The sequence below is a fragment of the Variovorax sp. GW823-FHT02B07 genome, from assembly GCF_058797695.1.
Window position 1 is genome coordinate 1,063,708 of the sequence record NZ_JBXAJX010000002.1, and the last position, 21,883, is coordinate 1,085,590.

The following is a 21,883-nucleotide window of genomic DNA, read 5'->3' on the forward strand; positions in this document are numbered from 1 at the left end:
CTGAATCGCCGCCGGCACCCGATGCCTCAACCGCCCGGTGCCACCACCGTCACCCAGTAGCGCGTGCGAAAGAGCACGTCCACCGGCAAGGCCTGCGGCAGGCTGTCGAGCACCGGGCCGGTGTCGCGCAGCTGGAACACGCCCGACACGCGCAGGTCGGCCACGGCCGGATCGCAGCGCAGCACGCCGGGCCGGTAGCGGCCCAGCTCGGCGAGGAAGTCGTGCAGCCGCATGTTCCTGGCGCGCAGGACACCGCGCGACCAATCCTCGGCATCGGGCGCTGCTGCCGTGACCTCGCCGACGGCCGTCGAAGAAAACATGGCCTGCTCGCCGGCACGCACCACCGTCGCCGTCAGGCTGCGCGCGTGGTCGGGGCGAACCTCGACCGCGCCGTCGAGCACCGTCAGATGGCTGCGATCGCCTTCGTGCTGCCGGACCACGAAGCGCGTGCCCAGCGCACGCAGGCGCCCCTGCGCGGTCTCGACGATGAAGGGGCGGTAGGAGGCGTCGGAGGAGGGCACGGCATCGGGTGCCGTCTCGATGAGTATTTCGCCCGCATGCAGCCGCACCACGCGCTGCGTCGCGCCGTAGGCCACGTCGATGGCCGTTGCGGTGTTGAGCTGCAGGCGCGTGCCGTCGGCCAGTCGGAGTTCGCGGCGTTCGCCCGTGGCGGTGCGGTGGTCGGCCAGCCATTCGCGCGCCGGTGAGGCGCGCCAGGCCAGCCAGCCTGCAGGTGCCGCGGTCAGCAGCACGGCGAGTGCCTTGGCAGCTGTGCGGCGGTCGCTTCGCACCGCTCGGCCCAGCACCGGCATCGACAGCGCGCCCGGCAGCCTGCCGAACTTGCCGCTGACTTGCTCGGCGCGCTGCCAGGCCGCTTCGTGCGCGGGGTCGGCCGCTCGCCAGCGCGCCCATTGCGTGCGATCGGCCGCCGTGGCTTCGCCCGACTGCAGCAGGACGAACCATTGCGCCGCCTGCAGGGCAACGGCCTTGTCGACCCCGACCGCCATCGTGCGTTGCACCGTCACGCGACCAGCAGGATGCAGCGGGCCATGGCCTCGGCCATGTAGCGCTTGATCGTGCGCTCGCTCACGCCCAGCTTCGTTGCGATCTCCGCGTAGCCCAGCCCTTCGAGCTGCGCCATCAGGAAGGCCTGGCGCACCAGCGGTGCCAGGCCGTCGAGCATCGCGTCGATCTCTTGCAGGGTTTCGAGAATGATCGCCTGCTGCTCGGGCGAGGGCGCCAGAGGTTCGGGCAACGCGCTCAAGGCCTCGAGGTAGGCCTGCTCCAGCGAACGCCGGCGGTACAGATTGGCCAGCAGCCGCTTGGCAACGACCGTCAGGTAGGCGCGCGGCTCCCGCAATTGCCAGTCGCACTGCTTCTCGGGCGTGTGGTCTGGCGCGGTGAGGATGCGCAGGAAGGTGTCTTGTGCGAGGTCTGCCGCATCGAAGGCATTGCCGAGCTTCCTGCGCAACCAGCCCTGCAGCCACCCGTGGTGCTCGCTATAGAGGGTGTGGATGTGCGGGTGCAGAGCGGGATCGGCGGCCATGGCGGACGTAGTGCGGTGGCCAGGCCATCCAAATAAGAATTATTCTCATTGTATGACGACTGTGCACCAATGGCTACGTTCGGGGCTGCTGCACCAACTGAAGTTCGTTGCCGGCGGGGTCGCGCAGCGTGGCGAGGATGCCGCCCCATGACTGCGGCTCGGGGAGGCCGCTGAAGGTCACGCCGCGTGACGAGAGTTCGGTGTACTTCGACTGGATGTTGTCCACGTCGAAAGACAGGCCTGTGAAGCGGCCCACCAAGGCCAGGTCTTCTGGCGGGGCATCTGCTTCGACACTTTCGACCACCAGGCTCATGGGTCCTGCGTCGAACACGCAAAAGCCCTGGTCGCGGCCGTCGGCCTTCAGGGGCAGGCCGAGGATGTCTTCATAGAAGCGGGAGGCGAGGGCTAGGTCCTGGACGAAGATGCGGGCGGTGTGAAGCTGCATGGGCTCTCCTGGCTGGGGGTTAGGCGCGTACTACCGAAAGGCGATTGACCGAGACGCTTATTTGCCCTCGGTTGGGCATTGAGGTCAGGCCCAACCCGACGCATTGCGCAAGCGTATGCCACTGGCATGCAGCGTGCTGTTCCAGACGCCACGCAAGGGCAGCAACGAGTCGACAACCCGCAACTCGGTGTGGCTGTCGTTCAAGGCCAGGGGAAGATTCGCGATTCTTTCGCAGCCCAGCGGACGCACCACGTTTCGACTGACGAACATGCCTGCGTCGTCAATGCACTCGAACGAGTGGACGGGAAACTCGTAGCGGAAGATCGAGCCAGATCGATGGCGGTCCACCCAGGCTCGCTCTATGAAAGCAACGGCCTGTACGCCGCACGGAAGATCGCCCATCCACGCCATTCGATCATCGTGGCTCGATGCCGAGTGCGCCCAGACAACGATGCGCGGGCACTCTCGCGGAAAGAGATACAGCCGCTGGTGATCGGCATCGATGGCCCACACGAGTGGGCCGTTGAGCCATTCCTGACCGGGTTTGCGAAGTGCCGGCTGGCGTACAGAGCGTGGCGTGAACTGGTCGATCTGACCGTCTTCGCTGAAGTGAAAGAGGCGCATGTCGGGGCGTCAAAGGTCGACTCGAGTCGTCGCGGCGAAAAGGCCGCCCGCTCGCATGACCGTGAGCCGAAGGTATGCATTCTTGGCGCTGATGGCGCGAGCTATTTTTTCGCAAGAAACGCCGCAACCAAGGCATTCGCATGCCCATGACCCATCTGGTGCTGGGTCTTGAGCTGGCTCACGAGCTCCATGTGCTTCAGCGGACCAGCAGCCTGAAGAATGTCCATCCAATGCGCGATCGGCTGGCCATAGGTCTTCTCGATGGAGGGGAAGTACGAGGCGGGTCCTTTTACCTTGGCGGTCTCGGTCATGGGCGGTTCTTTCGCGGGTGGAGTGTGAGATTCGTGCAAGCGTGGGAGGGCATTCTTACAGCTGCCAGCTCCTGTTGCTGGCATTGGGCTGGATCAGGTCCCACATGTTTCCGCACAGGTCCTTGAAGACAGCCACGACCCCGTGCGGCTGTTCCTCCGGCGGGCGAACGAACTCGACGCCTGCGGCCTTGTACTTTTCGTAGTCGCGCCAGAAGTCGTCCGTGTACAGGAACAGGAACACACGGCCGCCGGCCTGGTCGCCGATGGCGCGTTGCTGTTCTGGCGCCGATGCTTGCGCCAGGAGAAGGCAGGCCCCTTCTCCGCCCTGCGGCTTGACCACGACCCAGCGCTTTCCTTGTGCGGGCACGGGCGTGTCTTCGACGAGTTCGAAGCCCAGCGTGCCGACGAAGAATTCGAGCGCCTTGTCGTAGTCGGGGACCACCAAGGAGACGAGGCCGAGTGATTGGTGCATGGGGTCTGGTCGGAAAAATCGGGGATGGTAAGGCGATCAAGTCGACCTGCGACAGGGAAGATGGTCTGCGCTTGCCCGATCGCACGCCGAGCTGTCGAGCACCTGTGGCCGGATGCGGCGCGTGTCGCGGCGTGGTTTTATCGCTGACATTCAATCAGCGTTGCAAAGGAATCCCGCCATATCAAAGAAGCTTCCCGATAAGTGCACCTAAGAGTGCGCCTGCCGCGCTTGAAAGAGCGACCCACCAGCGTTTGTCCTTCTGATGCTCAAGAGCCCTCGAGTGCATGCTTACTGCGGTGTCCACGAGAGCCTTAATATCGGATGACGACAAGGGGTTGCGCGACATGCGAGCGCTCCTCTCCGCCGGGAGCGATCGGTATTCCTCGGCCGTAAGAACTCGCTCGTTATCTACGTCGTAGCGCCTAGGAAACTGTCGGCGCCAAACCAGTGAAGCCCTCTCCTTGGCTCCGTCTAGGCGAAAGAACTCCGGGTGCTCGGCAAACACGGTCTTCCACTTCTCAGCCTGAGTCTTGTCTGCAGTCAGGCGGTCCGCCCAATCTTCAAATGAGAGCTTGTAGAACTTATAGACGGCCATTGCTTGCAGAGCTGCAATGACGTCGCCTAGTCGATTGGCATCCCGAAGGTATGGCGAATCTGTCAAGGCATCCCGCCGCCAGAAAAATCGCATTGTTAGCTCCAGTTGTTCATTTCGTGAGCCGCGAATTTTCGATCCGTAGCAACTCCAAGTGTGCGATGCGGTCGATCGCTTTCTTATCGGATCATCGCCTGTCTTGCCGCACCTGAAGGTGCGTAGATCTCTATCTTGCGGCGCAAGAATTCTCTGAGATTGGAGGTCGTCTCCCGTCGTTAGAAAGCGTCGAAGCGACAGGGCCCGCGACGCGCACTTCACGGTGCCGCTGCGCAACCTTCGGGCTTGAAAATCCGTGTGGTCGAACCCGGAAACTTTTCAAGTTTTGCCGTTGGCCGCGACGGGCGTGGGACCAACTCTCCGCCGCAGTTCGGGCATGTGCCTGCGAGGCGTTGGTTCGCGCAATCACTGCAGAACGTGCACTCGAAAGAACAGATGCGAGCATCGGCCGAATCCGGTGGCAAGTCTCGGTTGCAGCATTCACACCCGGGGCGCATTTGGAGCATGGCGAAACCTCAGAGAGTTGAGTCGGTCGAGCTTAAACGAAGGTGTGTCGACCAATGCGTGGCGATCACGGGGGGCTGATGCGTGTTGCCGCACGAAGAGACCGTGTGCGGGTATCGCGAAAGTCAGGCTATGGGGCCGGCTGATCCGAGTACCAGGCTCATCGGCTGCACCATCAAGGGCGAGTGTTCCCGCAGCGGCTCCAACGCACCATCGGGTCGGAAACCGCACGCCGTGTACAGGCGCATCGCGGGCGTGTCTGCGACAGTGACCCCCAGGCCGACGCGCTTCATCCCTGCACGCGCTGCCCAGGAAACCGCTTCTTCAAGCAAGGCGCGACCGGCCCCGATGCCTCGTGAGGCGGGGTCGACCCACATCTGAAACAGATGAGCGACAACCGGTTCATCGCCGGACACCTTGCACCAGATCAGGCCGCAGGCGTCGGTGCGGTTGAACGCGAAAAGCACACGGTCTTTCCCCGACGAAGTCGCCGCAGCAATGCGAGCGGACCACATCGCATCGGTTCTCGTGGCCTCCGCCTCGTACGTGCTTCCGAAGGCGTCCGGGGAATCGAGCAACGCCCGCAGGCGCAGGTCTCGATAGGTCTTCCATTCATCGGGTTTCGCTGGTTGCACCGAGATCTCTGCGGTCGGGTTCATGGACGATCGTTCATTCCTAAATTCATTGGCGGATGTCGCGACGCATGCGCTTCAAGCGGCTGCTCATGATCCACGCCACCACCGGCCCGATCACCATCCCAGCCAGGCAACTCCACACAACGACATGGCTCTTGAGTTCGAGCAGCCAGGTGAGCATCGGGTACTGCGCGGCCACGGCGTCCGGGAAGCTCCACCAATAGGAAGCGCCGCGGCTGGCGCCCGTGCGATGTTTGGTGCCGTCGAGCCAGTAGGCGGTCAACGGTGCAAGGCCCAGATAGGCAAACATCGCCGCCCAGGGCCCGAGCACGATGGCGCCCAGGAAGGCGTCGATGAAACGGGAGCGCATCGATTTACCGCTCACGCACGCGCCGCCAGATCAGGTCCGCCGCCTCGTTCGCATTCACCAGCGCCGAGTCGATGACCAGGCGGCTCGTGCCCCAGGCCTCGTAGTCATGCCGAAGCACAGCCTCCCAGCTCGGCAACGCGAAGCCCGCAATGTCGGCTTCCCGGCTCTCCACGCGCCTGCGATGCTCAACGACGTCAGAGCACACGACCTCGATCTCCACCAGATGCGATGACGTCTCTGACGCCACGGCCCGCCAAGCCTCGCGCGTGACCAACAGCGGATTGACGCAATCAGCAACCACGGACATGCCGAGCGCAAGGTTGGACCGAGCCAGCGCGTACGCGACGACATAGCCCGCCGGGCCCACATCGTCAGCGCGTCCGCTCGCAGTCTTCAACGCATGCTCGATGGCGTCGATGCGCAGGTACACCGAAGGGACGCGCGCCACGAGTTCGCGCGCGATGGTGGTCTTGCCTGTGCCGGGCAGTCCGCTCAGGACGATCAGGGCTCGATGTTCCGAAGTCGATCTCATGGAAGGGGAAGGGGATGGCGTCTGCGAAGGGCCGTTCGTCGGCGATCGTACCCACCATTCGTTCATGCGGGCCCGTCGACCCGTCAGATCAGCGGCACCGTCGCTTCCTTCAGCACCCGCAGCACGAAGTGCGACTTGCTGTGGCGAATGCCGGGAATCTTGTAGAGCTTCTCGCGCAGCAGCCGCTCGTAGTCGCGCGTGTCGCGCACGGCGATGCGGATGTAGTAGTCGTAATCGCCCGAGACGAGGTAGGCCTCCTGGATCTCGGGAATGGTGGCGAGGGTGCGGCCGAAGTCGTACAGGGTTTCGTCGGTGTGGCTCTCGAGGGTGACCTGCACGATGACCGAATCGTGGTAGCCCAGCTTGGCCGGGTCGACGTCGACGGTGTAGCGCTTGATGACGCCCGAGGCCTCGAGCTTCTTGATGCGCGTCCAGCAACTGGTGGGCGACAGGCCGACCTCGTTGCCGATCTCCTGCAGGGTCTTGCGCGAGTCGAGCAGCAGCACCCGCAGGATCGCCAGATCGGTCTTGTCGAAAGATCCTTCGCTGTCTGACGATGTTTGGCGATTGGTTTTCATGTTTCGAGCTTAAACAGCCAAAAGAAAGAAGCAAATTCTGCCTCAAGAGCGGAAGAATTGACGGCATGCGACTGCTCGACCTTCCCCCCACATCCTCGCCCTCCCTCTCGCCGGCCATGCCCGAGACCCCACCCCGCGTGCGCAACGGCGCCGAAGCGCTGCTCGACACGCTGGTCGAGTGCGGCGTCGACACGATCTTCGGCTACCCCGGCGGCGCGGCGCTGCCGCTGTACGACGCGCTGCACGGTGAACCCCGGCTGCGCCATGTGCTGGTGCGCCACGAACAGGCGGCGGTGCATGCGGCCGAGGGCTATGCGCGCAGCACGGGCCGCGTGGGCGTGGTGCTGGTCACCTCGGGGCCGGGCGTGGGCAACACGATCACGGGGCTGCTCGACGCGATGAGCGACTCGGTGCCGGTGCTGTGCATCAGCGGGCAGGTGTCGACGGCGGTGATCGGCACGCAGGCTTTCCAGGAAAGCGACGCGCTGGGCATGTCGCGCCCGGTGACCAAGTGGAACCGGCAGGTTCGCGCGGCCGACGACGTGCCCGCGCTGGTGCGCCGCGCACTCGACATCGCCACCACCGGCCGCCCCGGCCCGGTGCTGCTCGACGTGCCGAAGGACATCCAGCTCATGCGCCTCACGCATGGCGCCGCGCCGGCCCCGTTGCGTGCGCTGCGCACGGGCCGCGCGCCGCTACCGCCGCGGGCGATGCTGCAGCGCGCCGCCGACCTGATCTCGACCGCACGCCGGCCGGTGCTCTACGGCGGCGGCGGGCTCATCAACTCGGGGCCGGCGGCCTGCGAGGCGTTCACGCAGCTCGTGCACCGGCTGCACGCGCCGTGCACGCTCACGCTGATGGGGCTGGGCGCGTTCCCCGCGTCCGACCCGAAGTTCGTCGGCATGCTGGGCATGCACGGCATGCTCGAAGCCAACCTCGCGATGCACGAGGCCGACCTGGTGGTGTGCGTGGGCGCGCGTTTCGACGACCGCGTGACGGGCAAGCTCGACGAGTTCTGCCCGCATGCTCGCAAGATCCACATCGACATCGACCCCGGCAGCATCAACAAGGTGGTGCACGTCGACGTGCCGATGGTGGGCGACTGCGGCGCCATCGTCGAAGCGCTGCTGGGGCTGCTGCCCGAAGCGTTTGCGCCCGAGCGGCTGGCGCCGTGGTGGGCGCGCATCGAGCGCTGGCGCGCCGAAGACTGCCTGGCCTTCACGCCGTCGACCGAAGAAATCTTGCCGCAGCACCTCATGTCGTCGCTGCAACGGGCCATCGCGGGCCGCGATGCGATCGTCTCGACCGACGTGGGCCAGCACCAGATGTGGGCCGCGCAGTACCTGCGCTTCGACAGCCCGCGCCACTGGCTCACCTCGGGCGGCGCCGGCACCATGGGCTACGGGCTGCCCGCGGCCATCGGCGCGCAGATTGGCCACCCCGACGCGCTCACGGTGTGCGTGAGCGGCGACGCCTCGGTGCTGATGAACATCCAGGAGCTGTCGACTGCCATGCAGCACGGCACTGCGGTGAAGCTGGTGCTGAGCAACAACGGCTACATGGGCATGGTGCGCCAGTGGCAGGAGCTGAACCACGGCAACCGCCTGAGCCACAGCTGGAACGAGGCGCTGCCGGATTTCGTGGCGCTGGCGAAGGCCTTCGGCTGGGGGGCGCGGCGCGTGTCCGATCCGGCGGAGCTGGAAGAGGCGTTGGCCGAATGCCTGGAGAGCAAGGGGCCGTTCTTTCTCGACGTGCAGGTGGCGGCGCAGGAGAACTGCTTCCCGATGATGCCGTCGGGGTGCGGGCATCACCGGGTGATGCTGGCGAAGGACCGGTGGTACGAAGAAGAACGCTGAGCGCCGGTCCTCGCACTCGCTCACATCATGAGTGCCCGTCCACCCGCATCTGGAACAGGAAGTAAGGCGGAATGCACGCCCCGCGTCCTTCGGGCTGGCCTTCGGCTTGCGCGCAGATGTAGTCCTCGCGGCAAGGCTGTTGCGCCGAGCAGCTGCGCAGGTTGCCGGGCCGCGTGTGCTTGCTCAGGCAATCCCCGAAGGGTTGCTTGGCTGCCAGGCACTGGTTGAAGTCGCTGAGGATGGCGATGCCACCGCAGGTGCCGTTCGGGTCTTTCGGATCGCAGCGACCCGAGCACATGCCGCCGGGGAAACCGACCGAGGTTTTCTCGCAGACCGAATCTGCGCCTTCGCAGGTCGTGGCGGCGGTGCGCGGCAACTTCTGCGCGCGGTCGCGCCATGGGTCGGCCGAGGCGGTGATGCGCGTGGGCTCGCAGCTGGCGCCGACGGTAGCCTTGTCGCGCAAGGCGTTCGCATCGTCCGGCGAGGCCAGCGGGCGGAACGGGTCGGGTACGGGCGTCGTCATCGCCGCCTTCACATAGCGTTCGCGCCGCGCCAACTCATCCTGCAAGTGCGGCGAGTGCGGCAGCGCGAGCGCGTTGCCGGTCGTGAAGGTGCGCGAGGCGCCGCGTCGGTCCACGCCCAGCAGGTGAAAGCCCGCGACTGCGCGGCTCTGGTGGCAACCCGCGCAGCTCAGGTCGTCGAGCCGGCGCAGCACGGCCTGCGGTGACTGCAGCGTGCGGCTGCCGGGCACGGGTTGCCAGTCGCCGGGCGCGAACAGCTGTTCGAAGGGGCGGTTCGCCAGGCGCTCGAGGCCGCGCGGCGCGACGGAGACCGACTCGGTCGCCAGGAAGCGATCGGGGATGCGCACGGTGGCGCTGTCGAGCGCGCGCAACGTGTCGGGCTGTTGCAGCCACTGCAGCAGCGCCTTGCGCAGCGGGGCATCGGCCTTGAGCTTCGCGACGTCGGGCGTGTTCTCGAGCGGGCCCGCGTCGAAGCGCTGCGTGCCCGCGTTCCAGCGGAAGGCGCGCAGCAGGTATTCGGCATGGCCGCCGAGGTCGGGCCGCACGGCCGAGGGCCAGCGCACGCTCTGCAGGTTGGTCGTCACCTGCGCGATGCGGGCCTGCGCGAGCCGCGGCGGCGCGAGCGGGCCGTCGGCGGACACGAGCCAGCGGCCGAGGGCTTCGTCTTTCATCGAGGCTTGCGGTGGTTGCCAGCGGCGCGCGGCGCTGGCGCAGCTGCCGTCGGCATCGGGCGCATCGCCGCGCAGCTCGACGGCGACGGTCATTGGTAGGCGCGATTGCATCGCGGCTGAGCGGTACGCCAGCCGGTACACGAGCCGCGTCTCGCCGCAGGCGCCGGGCTGGAACGGGCGACGGTCCATGCGGTTGGCCACGCCGACCAGCTCGAAGAAGGCGTCGGGGCTGGCGAGCCAGCGTGCATCGAAGATCCGGTGCGGGTAGCGCGCAATGCCGACGCCGGCCTGCGGGTCGCGGCGTTGCAGGGCGGCGAGGCTGGTCTTCAGCGGGTCGGCGATCGATTGCCAGGCGGGTGAGCGTGCGAGCGCCTGGTTGGTGGCGATGCCGCTGGCCGCAGAGGGCACGTCGAACCAGCGGCCGAAACCGGCGCCGGCTTTCTCGGCGGCCTGCAGCGCGACGGGCGAGGTGACGAGCAGCGCCGGGTCGGCCGCGTGGGCGAGGGAGGACGCGAGCGCGAGGCCGGCGGTCAAAAGGTGAAGTAGACGTGGCACGCGGACGATTGTGCCGCCGTGATTCAGCCCGCCACCGTCGACGCCATCTGCTGCCGCATGAGCCCCGCCACGGCCATGCCCTGCGGATCGCCCAGCCGCTCGAGTGCGGCGATCACGCCCTTGCGGTCGTCTTCCGATCGGTCCTGGTTGAGCTTGAACTTGCCTTCGAGCACGCGCACCGGAATCTCGACCGCCGCGATCATGTCCAGGCGCGGCGCCACGAAGTCGAAGGGCATGGCGTCGAAGTCCCAGTTGCCGCCCAGCGGCGTGTCGTACAGCGCGACGGTGCGGCGCAGCACGGCATGGATGGCCATGCGTTCCTCGATCACGCGGGGCGTGCCGCGCGCGTGGATCGCGGTGTAGTTCCACGTCGGGAAGGTGCTCTGCTTCACGTACCAGCTGGGCGTGACGAAGGCATGCGGGCCCTGGAAGATGGCGAGCACTTCGGCGCCCGCGCGCAGCTCGTCGAACTGCGGGTTCTTCTTCGACAGGTGCGTGGTGAGCAGGCCGGGGCTATCGTCCTGCGCGTCGAGCAGGAAGGGCAGGTGCGTGGCGCTGGCGCCGGAGGGCCCCACGGTGATGAGCGTGCCGAAGCTCCAGGCGCGGATGCCGGCGTGCAGCGTCGCGAGGTCGTCTTTGATGTACGGCTTGGGCGTGTACATGGCGAGGGCTTCAGCGCGCGGCCAGCGCGTGCATCCAGCGGGCGGCGTCGTCGAAGGCGCGGCCCGCCACGTCGGCGATCGACACCGCTTCGAGAAAACCGTGGATCGTGCCGGGGTAGAGCACGTCGGTCACGGCCACGCCGGCTTCGCGCAGGCGCGCGGCCATGAGCACGCTGTCGTCGTGCAGCGGGTCGCACTCGGTGATTGCGAGGCACGCGGGCGGCAGGCCTTCGAGCCGCGCCGTGAGGCTGGCCAGGCGCGGATCGCGAAAGTCTTCGGGCCGGCGCAGGTACAGGCCATAGAACCACACCATCATGTGAAGCGACAGGCCGTACTCGCCTGCGCCGTAGCGCACCACCGACTCGCGGTACAGCTCGGTGCTGTAGGCGCCGTAGTTCAGCAGCATGCCCAGCGGCAGGGCCTCGCCCGCGTCGCGCAGCACGAGGCAGGCGCCCACCGACAGGTTCGCGCCCGCCGAGTCGCCGCCGATGAAGAGCTGCGCGGGGTCGATGTCGAGCGTGCCCGCGTTCGCCGCGAGCCAGCGCATCACGTCGACGCACTCGTCGTGCGGCTGCGGAAACTGCGCCTCGGGCGCCCGCGTGTAGTCGATGCCGATGACGGCGATGCCCGCGCGGCCCGCGTACTCGCGCATCACGCGGTCGTGGGTGTCGAGGCTGAACAGCACGAAGCCGCCGCCGTGGATGTAGACCAGCGCGCCCTGCAGCCTGCGGTGCTGCGGGTAGTGCACGCGGATGCGCACGTTGCCGTGGCGCGTGGGCACCTGCTGTTCGACCGTGCGCACCATCGCCGGGCCGCCTTCGGTCCACGGGGCGCGCACCTTCTCGGCGTTGGCGCGGCCTTCGGCGATCGGGATGGTGTGGCGCTTCGGATAGCGGCCGCCCTCGGCCGCCATGAGGCGCATGAACTCGACGATCTGCGGATCGAGCGGGGGCGGGGCGGTGGGGTTCAGCCAGGTGGCGGGCAGGGGGGTGGCAGTCACGCAAACACTTTCTCGGGAGAGCGAAGGACGGGTTCGGCCAGCGACGCGAGCGGCCGAGGCGTGGCCGCCAGCAGCGCCTGCGTGTAGGCATGGCTCGGCTGGTCGAACACGGCGTCGCGCGGGCCTTGCTCGACGATGCGGCCGCGCTCCATCACGACGACGCGGTCGGCGATCTGCTCGACGGCCGCGAGGTCGTGGCTGATGAACAGGCACGCAAAGCCGTGGTGCGCCTGCAGGCTTTGAAAGAGCCGCAGCACCTGCGCCTGGATGGTCATGTCGAGCGCGGACACTGGCTCGTCGGCCACCACGAAGGCGGGCCGGCGCACCAGCGCACGCGCGATCGCCACGCGCTGGCGCTGGCCGCCTGAGAGCTCGTGCGGGTAGCGCGCGCCCAGGCCGTCCAGGCCGACTTCGTCGAGCGTCTCGTGCACGCGCTTTCCGCGCGCGGCGGCATCGAGCGCGGGCAGGTGGCGCAGCGGCTCGGCCACGATCTCCTGCACGCGCATGCGCGGGTCGAGCGACGAGAACGGGTCTTGAAACACGAGCTGGCAGGCGAGCCGGAAGCGGTGCAGCGCGGCGCGGTCGGCGCTGCGCACGTCGTCGCCGCGAAACAGGATCTGCCCCGCGTGCGACGGCGCGAGCCGCAGGATGGCGCGGCCCAGCGTGGTCTTGCCCGAGCCGCTGCCGCCCACCAGCGCGACCATTTCGCCGGGGTGGATGTCCAGGTCGAGCCGGTCGATGACCTGCACCGGCGCATGGCGCTTGAAGAAGCCCGCGCGCGCGCCGGGGTAGCTCACGCACAGGCCGCGCACCTGCACCAGCGGCTGCTGCGCCGTGGCCGGGGCCGGCTTCGCGGCCTGGCGGCGCGGCAGGGCATCGACCAGCTTGCGGGTGTAGGGCTGCTTCGGGTCGACGAGGATGGCGGGCACGTCGCCCGTCTCCACGAGCTTGCCTTTCTCCAGCACGATGGCGCGCTGCGCATAGCGCCCGACGAGCCCGAGGTTGTGCGTGATGAGCAGCACGGCCGTGCCCTGGTCCTTTGCGAGGCCAACCATCAGGTCGAGCACTTCGCGCTGGCTCAGCGTGTCGAGCGCGGTGGTCGGCTCGTCGGCGATCAGCAGGCGCGGCTGGAGCAGCATCACGCTGGCCAGCATGATGCGCTGGCGCATGCCGCCCGAGAACTCGTGCGGGTAGGCGTGCAGGCAGCGCTCGGGGTCGGCGATCTGCACGCGGCGCAGCATGTCGAGGCAGCGCGCGCGAATCTCCGAGGCCGACAGCTTCGTGTGCATGCGCAGGCCCTCGGCCATCTGCTCGCCGATGCGGTGCACCGGGTTGAGCGAGACCATCGGTTCCTGGAACACCATGCCGATGCCGGGTCCACGGATGGGGCGCATGGCTTTCACGTCCCGCGTGCTCAGGTCTTCGCCGTCGAACACGATCTGCCCGCCGCTTTGCGCGATGCCGGGCGGCAGCAGCTGCAGGATGGCGCGCGCGGCCATGGTCTTGCCGCTGCCCGATTCGCCGACCACGGCAAGGAACTCGCCGGGGCGCACGTCGAACGAGAGGTCGTGCACCAGCGTCTGGGCGCCGCCATGCAGGTCGATCTTCAGGTGCCGCACGGAAAGCACGGGCGCTGCGGAAGAGGAGGAATGGGTCATGACTTCTCCGTGCGCGGGTCGAGCCGGTCGCGCAGCGATTCGCCCAGGAGGTTGATGCCCAGCAGCGTGAGCGCGATGCACAGGCCCGGCACCAGGCACAGCCACACGGCCGAGGCCATGTAGGGGCGTGCGCTGGAGAGCATGTTGCCCCAGGTGGGCGCGGGCGGCGGCACGCCCAGGCCGAGGAAGCTCAGGGCGCTTTCCGACAGCAGCACCCAGCCGAACATGCTGGTGGCCAGCACGGCGACGGGCGCCACGCAGTTGGGCAGGATGTGGCGCCACATGGTGTAGATCTCGCCGTTGCCGATCATGCGCGAGGCCTCGACGTACTCGCGCTCGCGCAGCGACAGCACGGTGCCGCGCACCACGCGCACCACCGAGGGCGCATACGCCATGCTCAGCGCGAGCACGATGCCCCACTGGTTGGCGCCCACGATCACCATCACGCCCAGCGCCAGCAGCAGGCCCGGAAAGGCCAGCAGCGTGTCGTTGAAGGCCATGAGCACGCGGTCGGTCCAGCCGCGCACGAAGCCGGCGAGCACGCCCACCACGAGGCCGACGGCGGTGGCCAGCGCCACCGTGAGCAGCGCGATGAGGCAGCTGGTGGAGGCCGCGCGCATGGCGCGGCTGGCCACGTCGCGCCCGAACTCGTCGGTGCCCAGCCAGTGCGCGGCCGAGGGCGGCTGCAGCTTGCCGCGCAGGTCGATGCCCAGCGGGTTGTAGGGCGTCCACAGTGCGGCCACCAGCGCCAGGACCAGCAGCACGCCGATGAGCACGCCGCCCACGAGGGTATGGGTCTTGAGCTTTTTCACTGCACCGACACCCGGGGATCGAAGAGGGGATAGCACATGTCCACGATCAGGTTGATGACCACGTAGATGCAGGCCGTGAACAGCAGGCAGCCCTGCAGCACCGGGTAGTCGCGCGCGAAGATCGAATCGATCATCAGGCGGCCCAGGCCGGGCAGGGTGAACACCGTTTCGAGCACCGCGATGCCGCTCAGCAGATGGCCCAGGATGAGGCCGATCATGGTGAGCGTGGGGTTGAAGGCGTTGGGCAGCACGTGGCGGCGCAGCACCTGCGACTCGGGCACGCCCTTGGCGCGCGCGTGCGTCACGTACTCGAGCCTCAGCACCTCGATGGTGCTGGCGCGCGACATGCGCGTGAGCACGCCGGTCTCGACCAGCACCAGCGTGACGATCGGCAAGATGACGTACATCAGGCCCTGAGAGAAGTCTTCCGACATGGGCACGTAGCCCACCACCGGCAGCCAGTGCAGGTACTGGCCGAAGAACATCAACAGCAGCAGGCCGAGCCAGAAGCTCGGCACCGACAGCATCAGCGTGGCCGCGCCGATGATGGCGAGGTCGGTCGGCCGGTCCTTGCGCCAGGCGGCGACGAGGCCGGCGGGCACGGCGATCAGCGAGGCCAGCGCCACGGCGGTGAGCACGATCACGGCGCTCACGTGAAAGCGCTCCCAGATCAGCGGCAGCACGGCCAGGCCGTTGGTGGTCGACACGCCCAGGTCGCCGGTGAGTGCGTGGCGCAGCCACACGACGTATTGGGTGACCAGGGGCTGGTCCAGCCCCATCTGCTGGCGTGCGAGTTCGAGCTGCGCGGGGTCGGCGCCTTCGCCGAGCATGAGCTGCACCGGGTCGCCCGGAATCAGCCGCATGAGCGTGAAGACGGCAATCGACACCAGCAGCAGCGTCGGGACCGTCATGGCGATCCGGCGCAAGAGGTAGGCAAGCATGGCGGCGGCGCCCCGTCAGCCGCGTGCGTCGAGCCGGACGTTCCAGAACCGCGGCTTGGCCGGCGCCCAGCCCTTGAAGCCGGCCACGCTCTTGCGCATGGCGGTGGCGTCGCTGGCGTTGAAGAGCACGACCATCGGCACGTCCTGCAGCATCTGTTTGTGCAACTCGTCGAACAGCACCTGGCGGCGCGCCTTGTCGCGCGAGACCATGCTCTCGGTGAGCCGGGTCTGCGCGGCGGCGTTGTCCCACACCTTGCGCGGCTGCGTGGCCTTGTCGCCGGACACCATCTCGTAGTTGAGCGAAGGGTCGATGCGCGCCGAGTAGATGAAGGCCATGCTCTGGTACTGGCCCTTGGTGTAGCGGTCGAGCTGCGTGGCCCAGTCGAGCACTTCGAGTTCGATGTTGATGCCGGCCTCGGAGGCCATGGCCTGCACCAGCACGGCGGCCGAGTACAGCGCCTCGTAGCGCTTGTTGGCGACGAGCTTGATCGGCTGGCCGCGGTAGCCGGCCTCGGCCAGCAGCTTCTTGGCACCGGCGATGTCGCGCTTGTAGCCGCCGGCCTGCACGGCGCTGTAGAACGGGCTGGACGATGGCACGACCGAGTTGTTGACGGCCGACAGGCCCTCGGTGACCGACTTGGCGATCTCGGGCGTGTCCAGCGCCAGTGCCAGCGCGCGGCGGATGCGCACGTCTTTCAGCAGCGGGTCGGTGGTCTGCAGGAGCAGCGCGACCATGGTCATCACCGGCGTGGTGTCGACGCGCACGTCGCTGCGACCGCGCATCTCGACCACGTCGGCGGGGCTGGGGCTGATGAAGGCGTCGATGCCGCCGCTGTACAGCGCCGCCTTGGCCGCGGCCGAGTCGGGAATGACGACGAAGCGCAGGTTCTCGATCTCCGCCTTCTTGCCGCCCGTGAGTCCGTCGCGTGCTTCGGGGCGCGAGGTGTAGCCGTCGAAGCGCGTGAGCTCGATGTACTGGCCGCGCTTCCACTCCTTGATCTTGTAGGGGCCGGTGCCCACGGGCTCCTTCCACTGGCCGTCGGCGCCGAGCGAGCTGCGGTGCAGGATGGCGGCGCCGCCGCAGTCGGGGCGCGCCATCATGGTGAGAAACAGCGCGCTCGGGCGCTCGATCTTGAACACCACGGTCTTCGGCGTGGGCGCTTCCACCGCGAGCACCTTGGTCATGCCCTTGCCGTCGAACTCGGGCAGGCAGCGCCAGCCGCTGGTGGGCTTGAGGTAGCGCTGCCAGCTCCACACCACGTCGTCGGCCGTGAGCACCGCGCCGTTCTGGAACTTCACGCCGTCGCGCAGGGTGAAGGTGTAGGTCAGGCCGTCGGCCGAGGTGTCGACCTTGCTCGCGAGCATCGGGCCGACCGAGGTGTCTTCGCGCAGCGCGACCAGGCCCTCGACCACGTGGATGAGCACGTTGTCGGTGTTGTCGTCGCGGTTGCCGCCGGGGTCGGTGGAGCGGATGTCGGAGTTGATCTGGATCCGCATCGTCTGGCCGGCCGGGGCCTGGGCGAAGGCCGCGCTGGCGGCCAGGCCGAGGCCGAGGACCAGCGCGGCGGCGGTGCGCGCAGCGGGAGGGAGGGACGGGGGCGTGGGCAGGTTCATGGCAACACTCCTGGCGATGGCTGGGCGGGGCGGGCGGATCAGAGGGAATACTCGGTGAAGCGGTGCGCCTTGAAGGGCGCTGGCGCGATGCGCATCTTTCGTGCCGCCGGGTCCATGACGATGGTCGCCACGGTGGCCGACGAGGCACCGCCGGGGCCGGCGCTCGGGCTGCGGCACACGGCGCGCGGCGCGCCGAAGCGGTCCTGCAATGCGTCGAGCACGTCCTGCTCGGTGAGCAGGCCCGCTGCGCGCCGGTTGTGCAGCGCCTCGGTCACGCGGCGGTCGCGGTAGAGCGAATCGGGCGTGGTCTCCAGGCTGCGGTCGACCACGCGCGCCAGCGCCGCCGGGGTCTTGAAGTGGTTGGCGTGCACCAGGATGCCGCCTTCGGGTTGCTGCCAGAACACCTGCTCGGGGCAGGTCTCCAGGCTCACGGCCTCGCCCTCGGCGTGCGTGATGATCATGTTGTTGGAGATCGAGCGCGCGCTGCGGCACACCACGCCCAGCGCGTTGGCGTACAGCGTCGACTGCAGAATGCCGCGACGGATCAGCGCCAGCGGCACGCCTTGCTGCTTGCCGTCGTTGTCGGCCTTGATGAAGTTGCCGGTGACGGCGATGCCCGCGCTGTTGAGCCCCGCGCGTGCCAGCGTGCCGGCCTCGGCGAAGGTGAGCATGGCCGGGCCTTCGTCGGGCTGGATGCGCAGCACCACGCCGAGCTCGAGGCTTTCGACGCGCCAGTCCCAGTTCTGCGCATGGATGAGCTTGCCGTCGCGCGCGGCCGAGGGCATGACGACCACGCCGGTGCAGCCGTCGGGCGGCTCGGTGGCTTCGAGCTGCTGGAAAGCGTAGAGCATTTCGCTGCGCGCGTTGAGCGCCACGATGTCCTCGGCCGGCACGCCCGCGCCTTCGCCCACGCCCTCGATCTCGCGCAGCATGCCGGCGTCGAAGGCCTCGACCATCGGCATGAAGCGGCGCGCCAGCGCGCGCGTGCGCTCCCAGCTCAGGCCCACGCGCTCGAAGGCGGCGCGGTAGGTGCGCAGGCTCAGGTCGATGCGGTCGCCGGCGGCGCGGCCGTACTGGCGCCCGCGCTGCTGCGCGTCGCCTTCGATGTCGTACAGGGGGAACGATTCGATGTCCATGGTGTGTCTTGTCTCCGGGGCTTGTCTTGTGTGTCTGTGCGTGCGGCCTGAGGTGCTCAGGCTGCCGTGTCGGTGGCTTGTGCGGTCTGCGCGATGGCGGCGCGCAGGCTGTCGATGATCTGGTCGATGTGCTGGCGCTCCAGCGTGAACGGCGGCGACAGCGCAATGGTGTCGCCCACCGAGCGCACCAGCACGCCGCTTTCGTCCAGGCAATGTTGCGCCACCGCCTGCGCATGCGTGCCGGGGCCCGAGGCCCAGCCTTGCAGCTCGATGCCGGCCAGGAGGCCGACATTGCGCACGTCGATCACGCCCGGCAGGCCGCGCAGGCTGTGCAGGCCGTCTTCGAAATAGGGCGACAGCTCGGCGGCGCGGGCGATGAGGCCGTCTTCGGTGTAGGCGTCGAGCGTGGCCATGGCGGCGGCGCAGGCCAGCGGATGGCCCGAGTAGGTGTAGCCGTGCGACAGCTCGACCGCGCTCACGCTGCCGTGCATGAAGGCGTCGTGCACCGCGCCGCGCATGAGCACGGCGCCCATCGGCACGGCGCCGTTGGTCAGGCCCTTGGCGGTGGTGATGAGGTCGGGCGTCACGCCGAACAGGTCGGATGCGAAGTTGCTGCCCACGCGGCCGAAGCCGGTGATGACCTCGTCGAAGATCAGCAGGATGCCGTGCTTGTCGCAGATCTCGCGCAGGCGCTTGAGGTAGCCGCGCGGCGGCGGCAGCACGCCGGTGGAGCCGGCCACGGGCTCGACGATCACGGCGGCGATGGTCGAGGCGTCGTGCAATGAAACCAGCGCTTCGAGCGCGTCGGCCTTGTCGATGCCGTGCGGCGGCTCGCCGCGCGAGAAGGCGTTGCGCGCCAGGTCGAGCGTGTGCGGCAGGTGGTCCACGCCGTTGAGCAGCGGCCCGAAGGTGCTGCGCTGGCGCCCGATGCCGCCCACCGAGATGCCGCCGAAGCCCACGCCGTGGTACGAGCGCTCGCGCCCGATGAGCCGATAGCGGCCCGCGTCGCCGCGCGCCCGGTGGTAGGCCACGGCGATCTTCAGCGCGGTGTCGACCGACTCGGAGCCCGAGTTGGTGAAGAACACGTGGTCCATGCCGGCCGGCGCCATCTGCGTGAGGCGCTGCGCCAGCGTGAAGGCGGCGGGGTGGCCGATCTGGAAGTTGGAGGCGTAGTCGAGCACGTCGATCTGCGCCTTCATCGCCGCGCTGACCCGCGGGTTGCGGTGCCCGGCGTTCACGCACCACAGGCCGGCAATGGCGTCGAGCACGCGGCGGCCATCGGCCAGGTCGTAGTACAGGCCCTCGCTGCCGACGATGAGGCGCGGCGCCTGCTTGAACTTGCGGTTGGGCGTGAAGGGCATCCAGAACGCGTCGAGCGAACCGGGTGGCGTTGTCAGGGTATCGGCGGAAGCCACGGTGTTTTTCTCCTTGGGAAACGACCCGTCGTCCGGGTCGGCGTGGGGCCGATCTTGAAATCCAAATTGTATTTTTGGCGTGAGATGTACATGGTTTTTTAGGGCCAAAAATACAAAGAACCCGCGATGATCGGCACCCAGCCCGTGTTTCCGGAGACCCATGGATGGCCCCGCAGCAGCAGATGCAGACGCAGATGGACAACAAGTCGGTCCCGCCGCTCACCCAGCGCGTGAGCCGCTACATCCTCGACCAGGCCCTGGCCGGCGGCTACGAGAACGGCCGCCACATGACCGAGACCGACCTCGCGGGCCGGCTCGGCATTTCGCGCACGCCGGTGCGCGCCGCGCTGCGCCTCCTGCACGAGCGTGCGTTGCTGGCGCATGTGCCCAACCGCGGCTACACGCTGGTGGCCGACCGCGAGGCGCTCGACCGCGCCCGCCGCGAGATGCCGGAGGACGAGGAGAAGACGCTCTATTACCGCGTGCTGCGCGACCGCCTCGCGGGCAAGCTGCCGACGCGCGTCAACGAACTCGAACTGGCCCAGACCTACGGCGTGCCGCGCCCGCTGCTGCGCAACGTGATGACCACGCTGCTGCAGGACGGCGTGCTGCGCGGTCGCCACTATCAGCGCTGGGAGTTCACCGAAACCCTCGACTCGGTCGAGAGCGAGCGCGAGAGCTACCGCTTTCGGCTGGTGGTCGAATGCGCGGCGCTGCGCGAGCCGGGCTTCAAGGTTGAGCACGAGCGGCTGCTCGCCTGCCGCGAACAGCAGCAGACCTTGCTGACGCACGCCTCGCGCCATTCATGGATGGAGTTCTTCGAGGCCAACGCGCAGTTCCACGAGCTGCTGGCCAGCGCCTCGGGCAACCGCTTCATCCTCGATGCGGTGAAGCAGCAGAACCGGCTGCGCCGCATCTCCGATCTCTCGGACTACCCGCTCGTGAACATCGACCTGCTGCGCAAGTCGTGCCGCGAGCACCTGCAGATCCTCGACGCGGTCGAGGAGAACAAGCTCGAAGTCGCCGCGAAGCACATGCACGCCCACCTGAGCCGTGCCAGCGACATCCTGGAACGCCGCGTGATGGGCGACCTGGATGCGCTTGGCGATTGAGCCACCCCACACCCATGACCACCCAAGAAACGACGGCTCCCGATGCCGCGCTGGCCGACGGCTGGCGCGATGGTTTTCCCACGGCCGGCACCGCCGTACAGCGCCCGCGCGAACGCCCGATCTTCCAGGCGCCCGAGAACCGCTGGGCCTTCTCGCACCTGCGCGAGCTGCAGCCGACGCGCAACGTGTCGCGCGGCACTGGGCCGGTGTCGGTGCTGCCGCGCGCCGAGCGGCCGGAGCTCGACACGCTGGCCTTCACCTTGCCCGCCGACGGCTCGCGCACCGACTGGCGCAGTGCGCTCACAACGATCTGTGCCGACGGCGCGGTGGTGCTGCACCGCGGCCGCATCGTGTACGAGCGCTACTTCGGCGCGCTCGACGAACACGGGCAGCACATGGCGATGTCGGTCTCCAAGTCGGTCGTCGGCACGGTCGGCGCGATGCTCGCGGCCGAGGGCGCGCTCGATGAGCATGCGCAGGTGCGGCACTACATCCCCGAGCTGGCGGCCAGCGCCTTCGGCCACGCCACCGTGCGCCAGGTGATGGACATGACGACGGGCATCGACTACTCGGAGGACTACACCGACCCCGACGCCGGCGTGTGGAAGCACGCACGCGCCGGCCAGCTGTTGCCGCGTCCTGCGGGCTACGCGGGCGCCGAGGGCTACCGCCAGTTCTTGCAGACCGTGCAGGGGCAGGGCACGCACGGCGAGGCCTTTGCCTATCGCACCGTCAACACCGACGTGCTGGGCTGGCTCATCAGCCGCGTGGCGGGCCAGCCGCTGGCGCGGGTGCTGGGCGAGCGCATCTGGTCGCGCCTGGGCGCCGAGCAGGACGCGGCCTTTGCCGTGGACGGGCAGGGCGCCGAGTTCGCGGGCGGTGGCCTGTGCACCGGCCTGCGCGACCTCGCGCGGCTGGGCGAAATGATGCGGCTGGGCGGCGCGTTCAACGGCATGCAGATCGTGCCCGAGGCCGTGGTGGCCGACATCCGCCACGGCGCCGATCCGGCGCGCTTTGCGCTCGCGGGCTACACGCGGCTGGCCGGCTGGAGCTACAGAAACATGTGGTGGGTGGCGCATGACGCGCGCCGCACCTTCACCGCGCAAGGCATCCACGGCCAGGCGCTGCACATCGACCCCGAGGCCGAGATGGTGGTGGCGCGTTTTGCCTCGCACCCGCTGGCTGCCAACGTGCACCTGCCGACCTCGATGCACGCCTTTCGCGCGCTGGCCGAGCACCTGATGCGCGGCTGATTTCTGTCTCT

Annotated in this window: 24 protein-coding genes; 3 read left to right on the forward strand and 21 right to left on the reverse strand. The window is 68.3% G+C overall.

Going from position 1 to position 21,883, the window contains the following annotated elements; all coding sequences use genetic code 11:
* Positions 1–26 precede the first annotated feature (26 nt).
* The 12 genes from AC1RGU_RS15920 to AC1RGU_RS15975 form a co-directional block, all read right to left on the reverse strand.
* Complete coding sequence (locus AC1RGU_RS15920; RefSeq protein WP_492696845.1) at positions 27–1,025, reverse strand: FecR domain-containing protein; 999 nt, start codon at positions 1,023–1,025, stop codon at positions 27–29.
* Positions 1,022–1,546, reverse strand: a complete 525-nt coding sequence (locus AC1RGU_RS15925; protein ID WP_492696846.1) for a sigma-70 family RNA polymerase sigma factor — start codon at positions 1,544–1,546, stop codon at positions 1,022–1,024. Before AC1RGU_RS15925 ends, AC1RGU_RS15920 begins: the two co-directional genes overlap by 4 nt.
* A 73-nt stretch (positions 1,547–1,619) precedes the next feature.
* Positions 1,620–1,991, reverse strand: a complete 372-nt coding sequence (locus AC1RGU_RS15930) for a VOC family protein (protein WP_492696847.1) — start codon at positions 1,989–1,991, stop codon at positions 1,620–1,622.
* A gap of 84 nt (positions 1,992–2,075) precedes the next feature.
* Positions 2,076–2,615 carry a DUF6886 family protein gene (locus AC1RGU_RS15935; protein ID WP_492696848.1) on the reverse strand — a complete coding sequence of 180 codons (540 nt, stop codon included), beginning with the start codon at positions 2,613–2,615 and terminating at the stop codon, positions 2,076–2,078.
* A gap of 101 nt (positions 2,616–2,716) precedes the next feature.
* On the reverse strand, positions 2,717–2,926 hold the full coding sequence (locus tag AC1RGU_RS15940) for a DUF4287 domain-containing protein (RefSeq protein WP_070061083.1): 210 nt from the start codon (positions 2,924–2,926) through the stop codon (positions 2,717–2,719).
* Positions 2,927–2,981: 55 nt separating this feature from the next.
* Positions 2,982–3,398 (reverse strand): VOC family protein, encoded by a 417-nt coding sequence (locus AC1RGU_RS15945; protein ID WP_139703054.1) that lies wholly within the window; start codon positions 3,396–3,398, stop codon positions 2,982–2,984.
* 181 nt (positions 3,399–3,579) lie between these two features.
* Positions 3,580–4,086, reverse strand: coding sequence for a hypothetical protein (locus AC1RGU_RS15950; protein WP_492696849.1), 507 nt, complete (start codon positions 4,084–4,086; stop codon positions 3,580–3,582).
* 218 nt (positions 4,087–4,304) lie between these two features.
* Positions 4,305–4,553 (reverse strand): DUF1272 domain-containing protein, encoded by a 249-nt coding sequence (locus AC1RGU_RS15955; RefSeq protein ID WP_492696850.1) that lies wholly within the window; start codon positions 4,551–4,553, stop codon positions 4,305–4,307.
* Positions 4,554–4,676: 123 nt separating this feature from the next.
* Positions 4,677–5,210, reverse strand: a complete 534-nt coding sequence (locus tag AC1RGU_RS15960) for a GNAT family N-acetyltransferase (protein ID WP_492696851.1) — start codon at positions 5,208–5,210, stop codon at positions 4,677–4,679.
* 22 nt (positions 5,211–5,232) lie between these two features.
* Positions 5,233–5,556 carry a hypothetical protein gene (locus AC1RGU_RS15965; RefSeq protein WP_492696852.1) on the reverse strand — a complete coding sequence of 108 codons (324 nt, stop codon included), beginning with the start codon at positions 5,554–5,556 and terminating at the stop codon, positions 5,233–5,235.
* Positions 5,557–5,560: 4 nt separating this feature from the next.
* Positions 5,561–6,088, reverse strand: a complete 528-nt coding sequence (locus AC1RGU_RS15970) for a P-loop nucleotide/nucleoside kinase family protein (RefSeq protein WP_492696853.1) — start codon at positions 6,086–6,088, stop codon at positions 5,561–5,563.
* 83 nt (positions 6,089–6,171) lie between these two features.
* A complete protein-coding gene (locus AC1RGU_RS15975; protein ID WP_307693174.1) occupies positions 6,172–6,666 on the reverse strand; it encodes an Lrp/AsnC family transcriptional regulator in 495 nt (164 codons plus the stop codon).
* 65 nt (positions 6,667–6,731) lie between these two features.
* Between AC1RGU_RS15975 and ilvB the strand changes: the two genes are divergently transcribed.
* Entirely contained in the window at positions 6,732–8,522 is a 1,791-nt protein-coding gene (gene ilvB / locus AC1RGU_RS15980; RefSeq protein WP_492696854.1) for a biosynthetic-type acetolactate synthase large subunit, read from the forward strand.
* A 25-nt stretch (positions 8,523–8,547) separates the two neighbouring features.
* On the opposite strand, the gene AC1RGU_RS15985 is transcribed toward ilvB, so the two are convergent.
* The 9 genes from AC1RGU_RS15985 to aptA are packed head-to-tail and all read right to left on the reverse strand — an operon-like array spanning position 8,548 to position 19,507.
* Entirely contained in the window at positions 8,548–10,248 is a 1,701-nt protein-coding gene (locus AC1RGU_RS15985; RefSeq protein ID WP_492696855.1) for a hypothetical protein, read from the reverse strand.
* A gap of 44 nt (positions 10,249–10,292) precedes the next feature.
* Complete coding sequence (locus AC1RGU_RS15990) at positions 10,293–10,931, reverse strand: FMN-binding negative transcriptional regulator (protein WP_492696856.1); 639 nt, start codon at positions 10,929–10,931, stop codon at positions 10,293–10,295.
* Between the two features lie 10 nt (positions 10,932–10,941).
* Positions 10,942–11,931: an alpha/beta hydrolase fold domain-containing protein gene (locus tag AC1RGU_RS15995; protein ID WP_492696857.1), complete on the reverse strand. Its 990-nt coding sequence runs from the start codon at positions 11,929–11,931 to the stop codon at positions 10,942–10,944.
* Positions 11,928–13,589: an ABC transporter ATP-binding protein gene (locus tag AC1RGU_RS16000; protein WP_492696858.1), complete on the reverse strand. Its 1,662-nt coding sequence runs from the start codon at positions 13,587–13,589 to the stop codon at positions 11,928–11,930. Before AC1RGU_RS16000 ends, AC1RGU_RS15995 begins: the two co-directional genes overlap by 4 nt.
* On the reverse strand, positions 13,586–14,401 hold the full coding sequence (locus AC1RGU_RS16005; RefSeq protein WP_070061074.1) for an ABC transporter permease: 816 nt from the start codon (positions 14,399–14,401) through the stop codon (positions 13,586–13,588). The genes AC1RGU_RS16000 and AC1RGU_RS16005 overlap by 4 nt, the downstream gene beginning before the upstream one ends.
* On the reverse strand, positions 14,398–15,342 hold the full coding sequence (locus AC1RGU_RS16010; protein ID WP_070061073.1) for an ABC transporter permease: 945 nt from the start codon (positions 15,340–15,342) through the stop codon (positions 14,398–14,400). Before AC1RGU_RS16010 ends, AC1RGU_RS16005 begins: the two co-directional genes overlap by 4 nt.
* A gap of 15 nt (positions 15,343–15,357) precedes the next feature.
* The gene (locus AC1RGU_RS16015; RefSeq protein WP_492696859.1) at positions 15,358–16,956 is read right to left on the reverse strand and encodes an ABC transporter substrate-binding protein; all 1,599 of its coding nucleotides are present in this window, start codon (positions 16,954–16,956) and stop codon (positions 15,358–15,360) included.
* Positions 16,957–16,994: 38 nt separating this feature from the next.
* The gene (locus AC1RGU_RS16020) at positions 16,995–18,092 is read right to left on the reverse strand and encodes a C45 family autoproteolytic acyltransferase/hydrolase (protein WP_062473189.1); all 1,098 of its coding nucleotides are present in this window, start codon (positions 18,090–18,092) and stop codon (positions 16,995–16,997) included.
* 56 nt (positions 18,093–18,148) lie between these two features.
* Positions 18,149–19,507 (reverse strand): omega-aminotransferase AptA, encoded by a 1,359-nt coding sequence (aptA, locus tag AC1RGU_RS16025; protein WP_492696860.1) that lies wholly within the window; start codon positions 19,505–19,507, stop codon positions 18,149–18,151.
* A 164-nt stretch (positions 19,508–19,671) separates the two neighbouring features.
* On the opposite strand from aptA, the gene AC1RGU_RS16030 reads away from it, so the two are divergent.
* Both AC1RGU_RS16030 and AC1RGU_RS16035 read left to right on the forward strand, forming a co-directional pair.
* Positions 19,672–20,619, forward strand: coding sequence for a GntR family transcriptional regulator (locus tag AC1RGU_RS16030; protein WP_492696861.1), 948 nt, complete (start codon positions 19,672–19,674; stop codon positions 20,617–20,619).
* A gap of 14 nt (positions 20,620–20,633) precedes the next feature.
* On the forward strand, positions 20,634–21,872 hold the full coding sequence (locus AC1RGU_RS16035) for a serine hydrolase domain-containing protein (RefSeq protein WP_492696862.1): 1,239 nt from the start codon (positions 20,634–20,636) through the stop codon (positions 21,870–21,872).
* Positions 21,873–21,883: the final 11 nt, after the last annotated feature.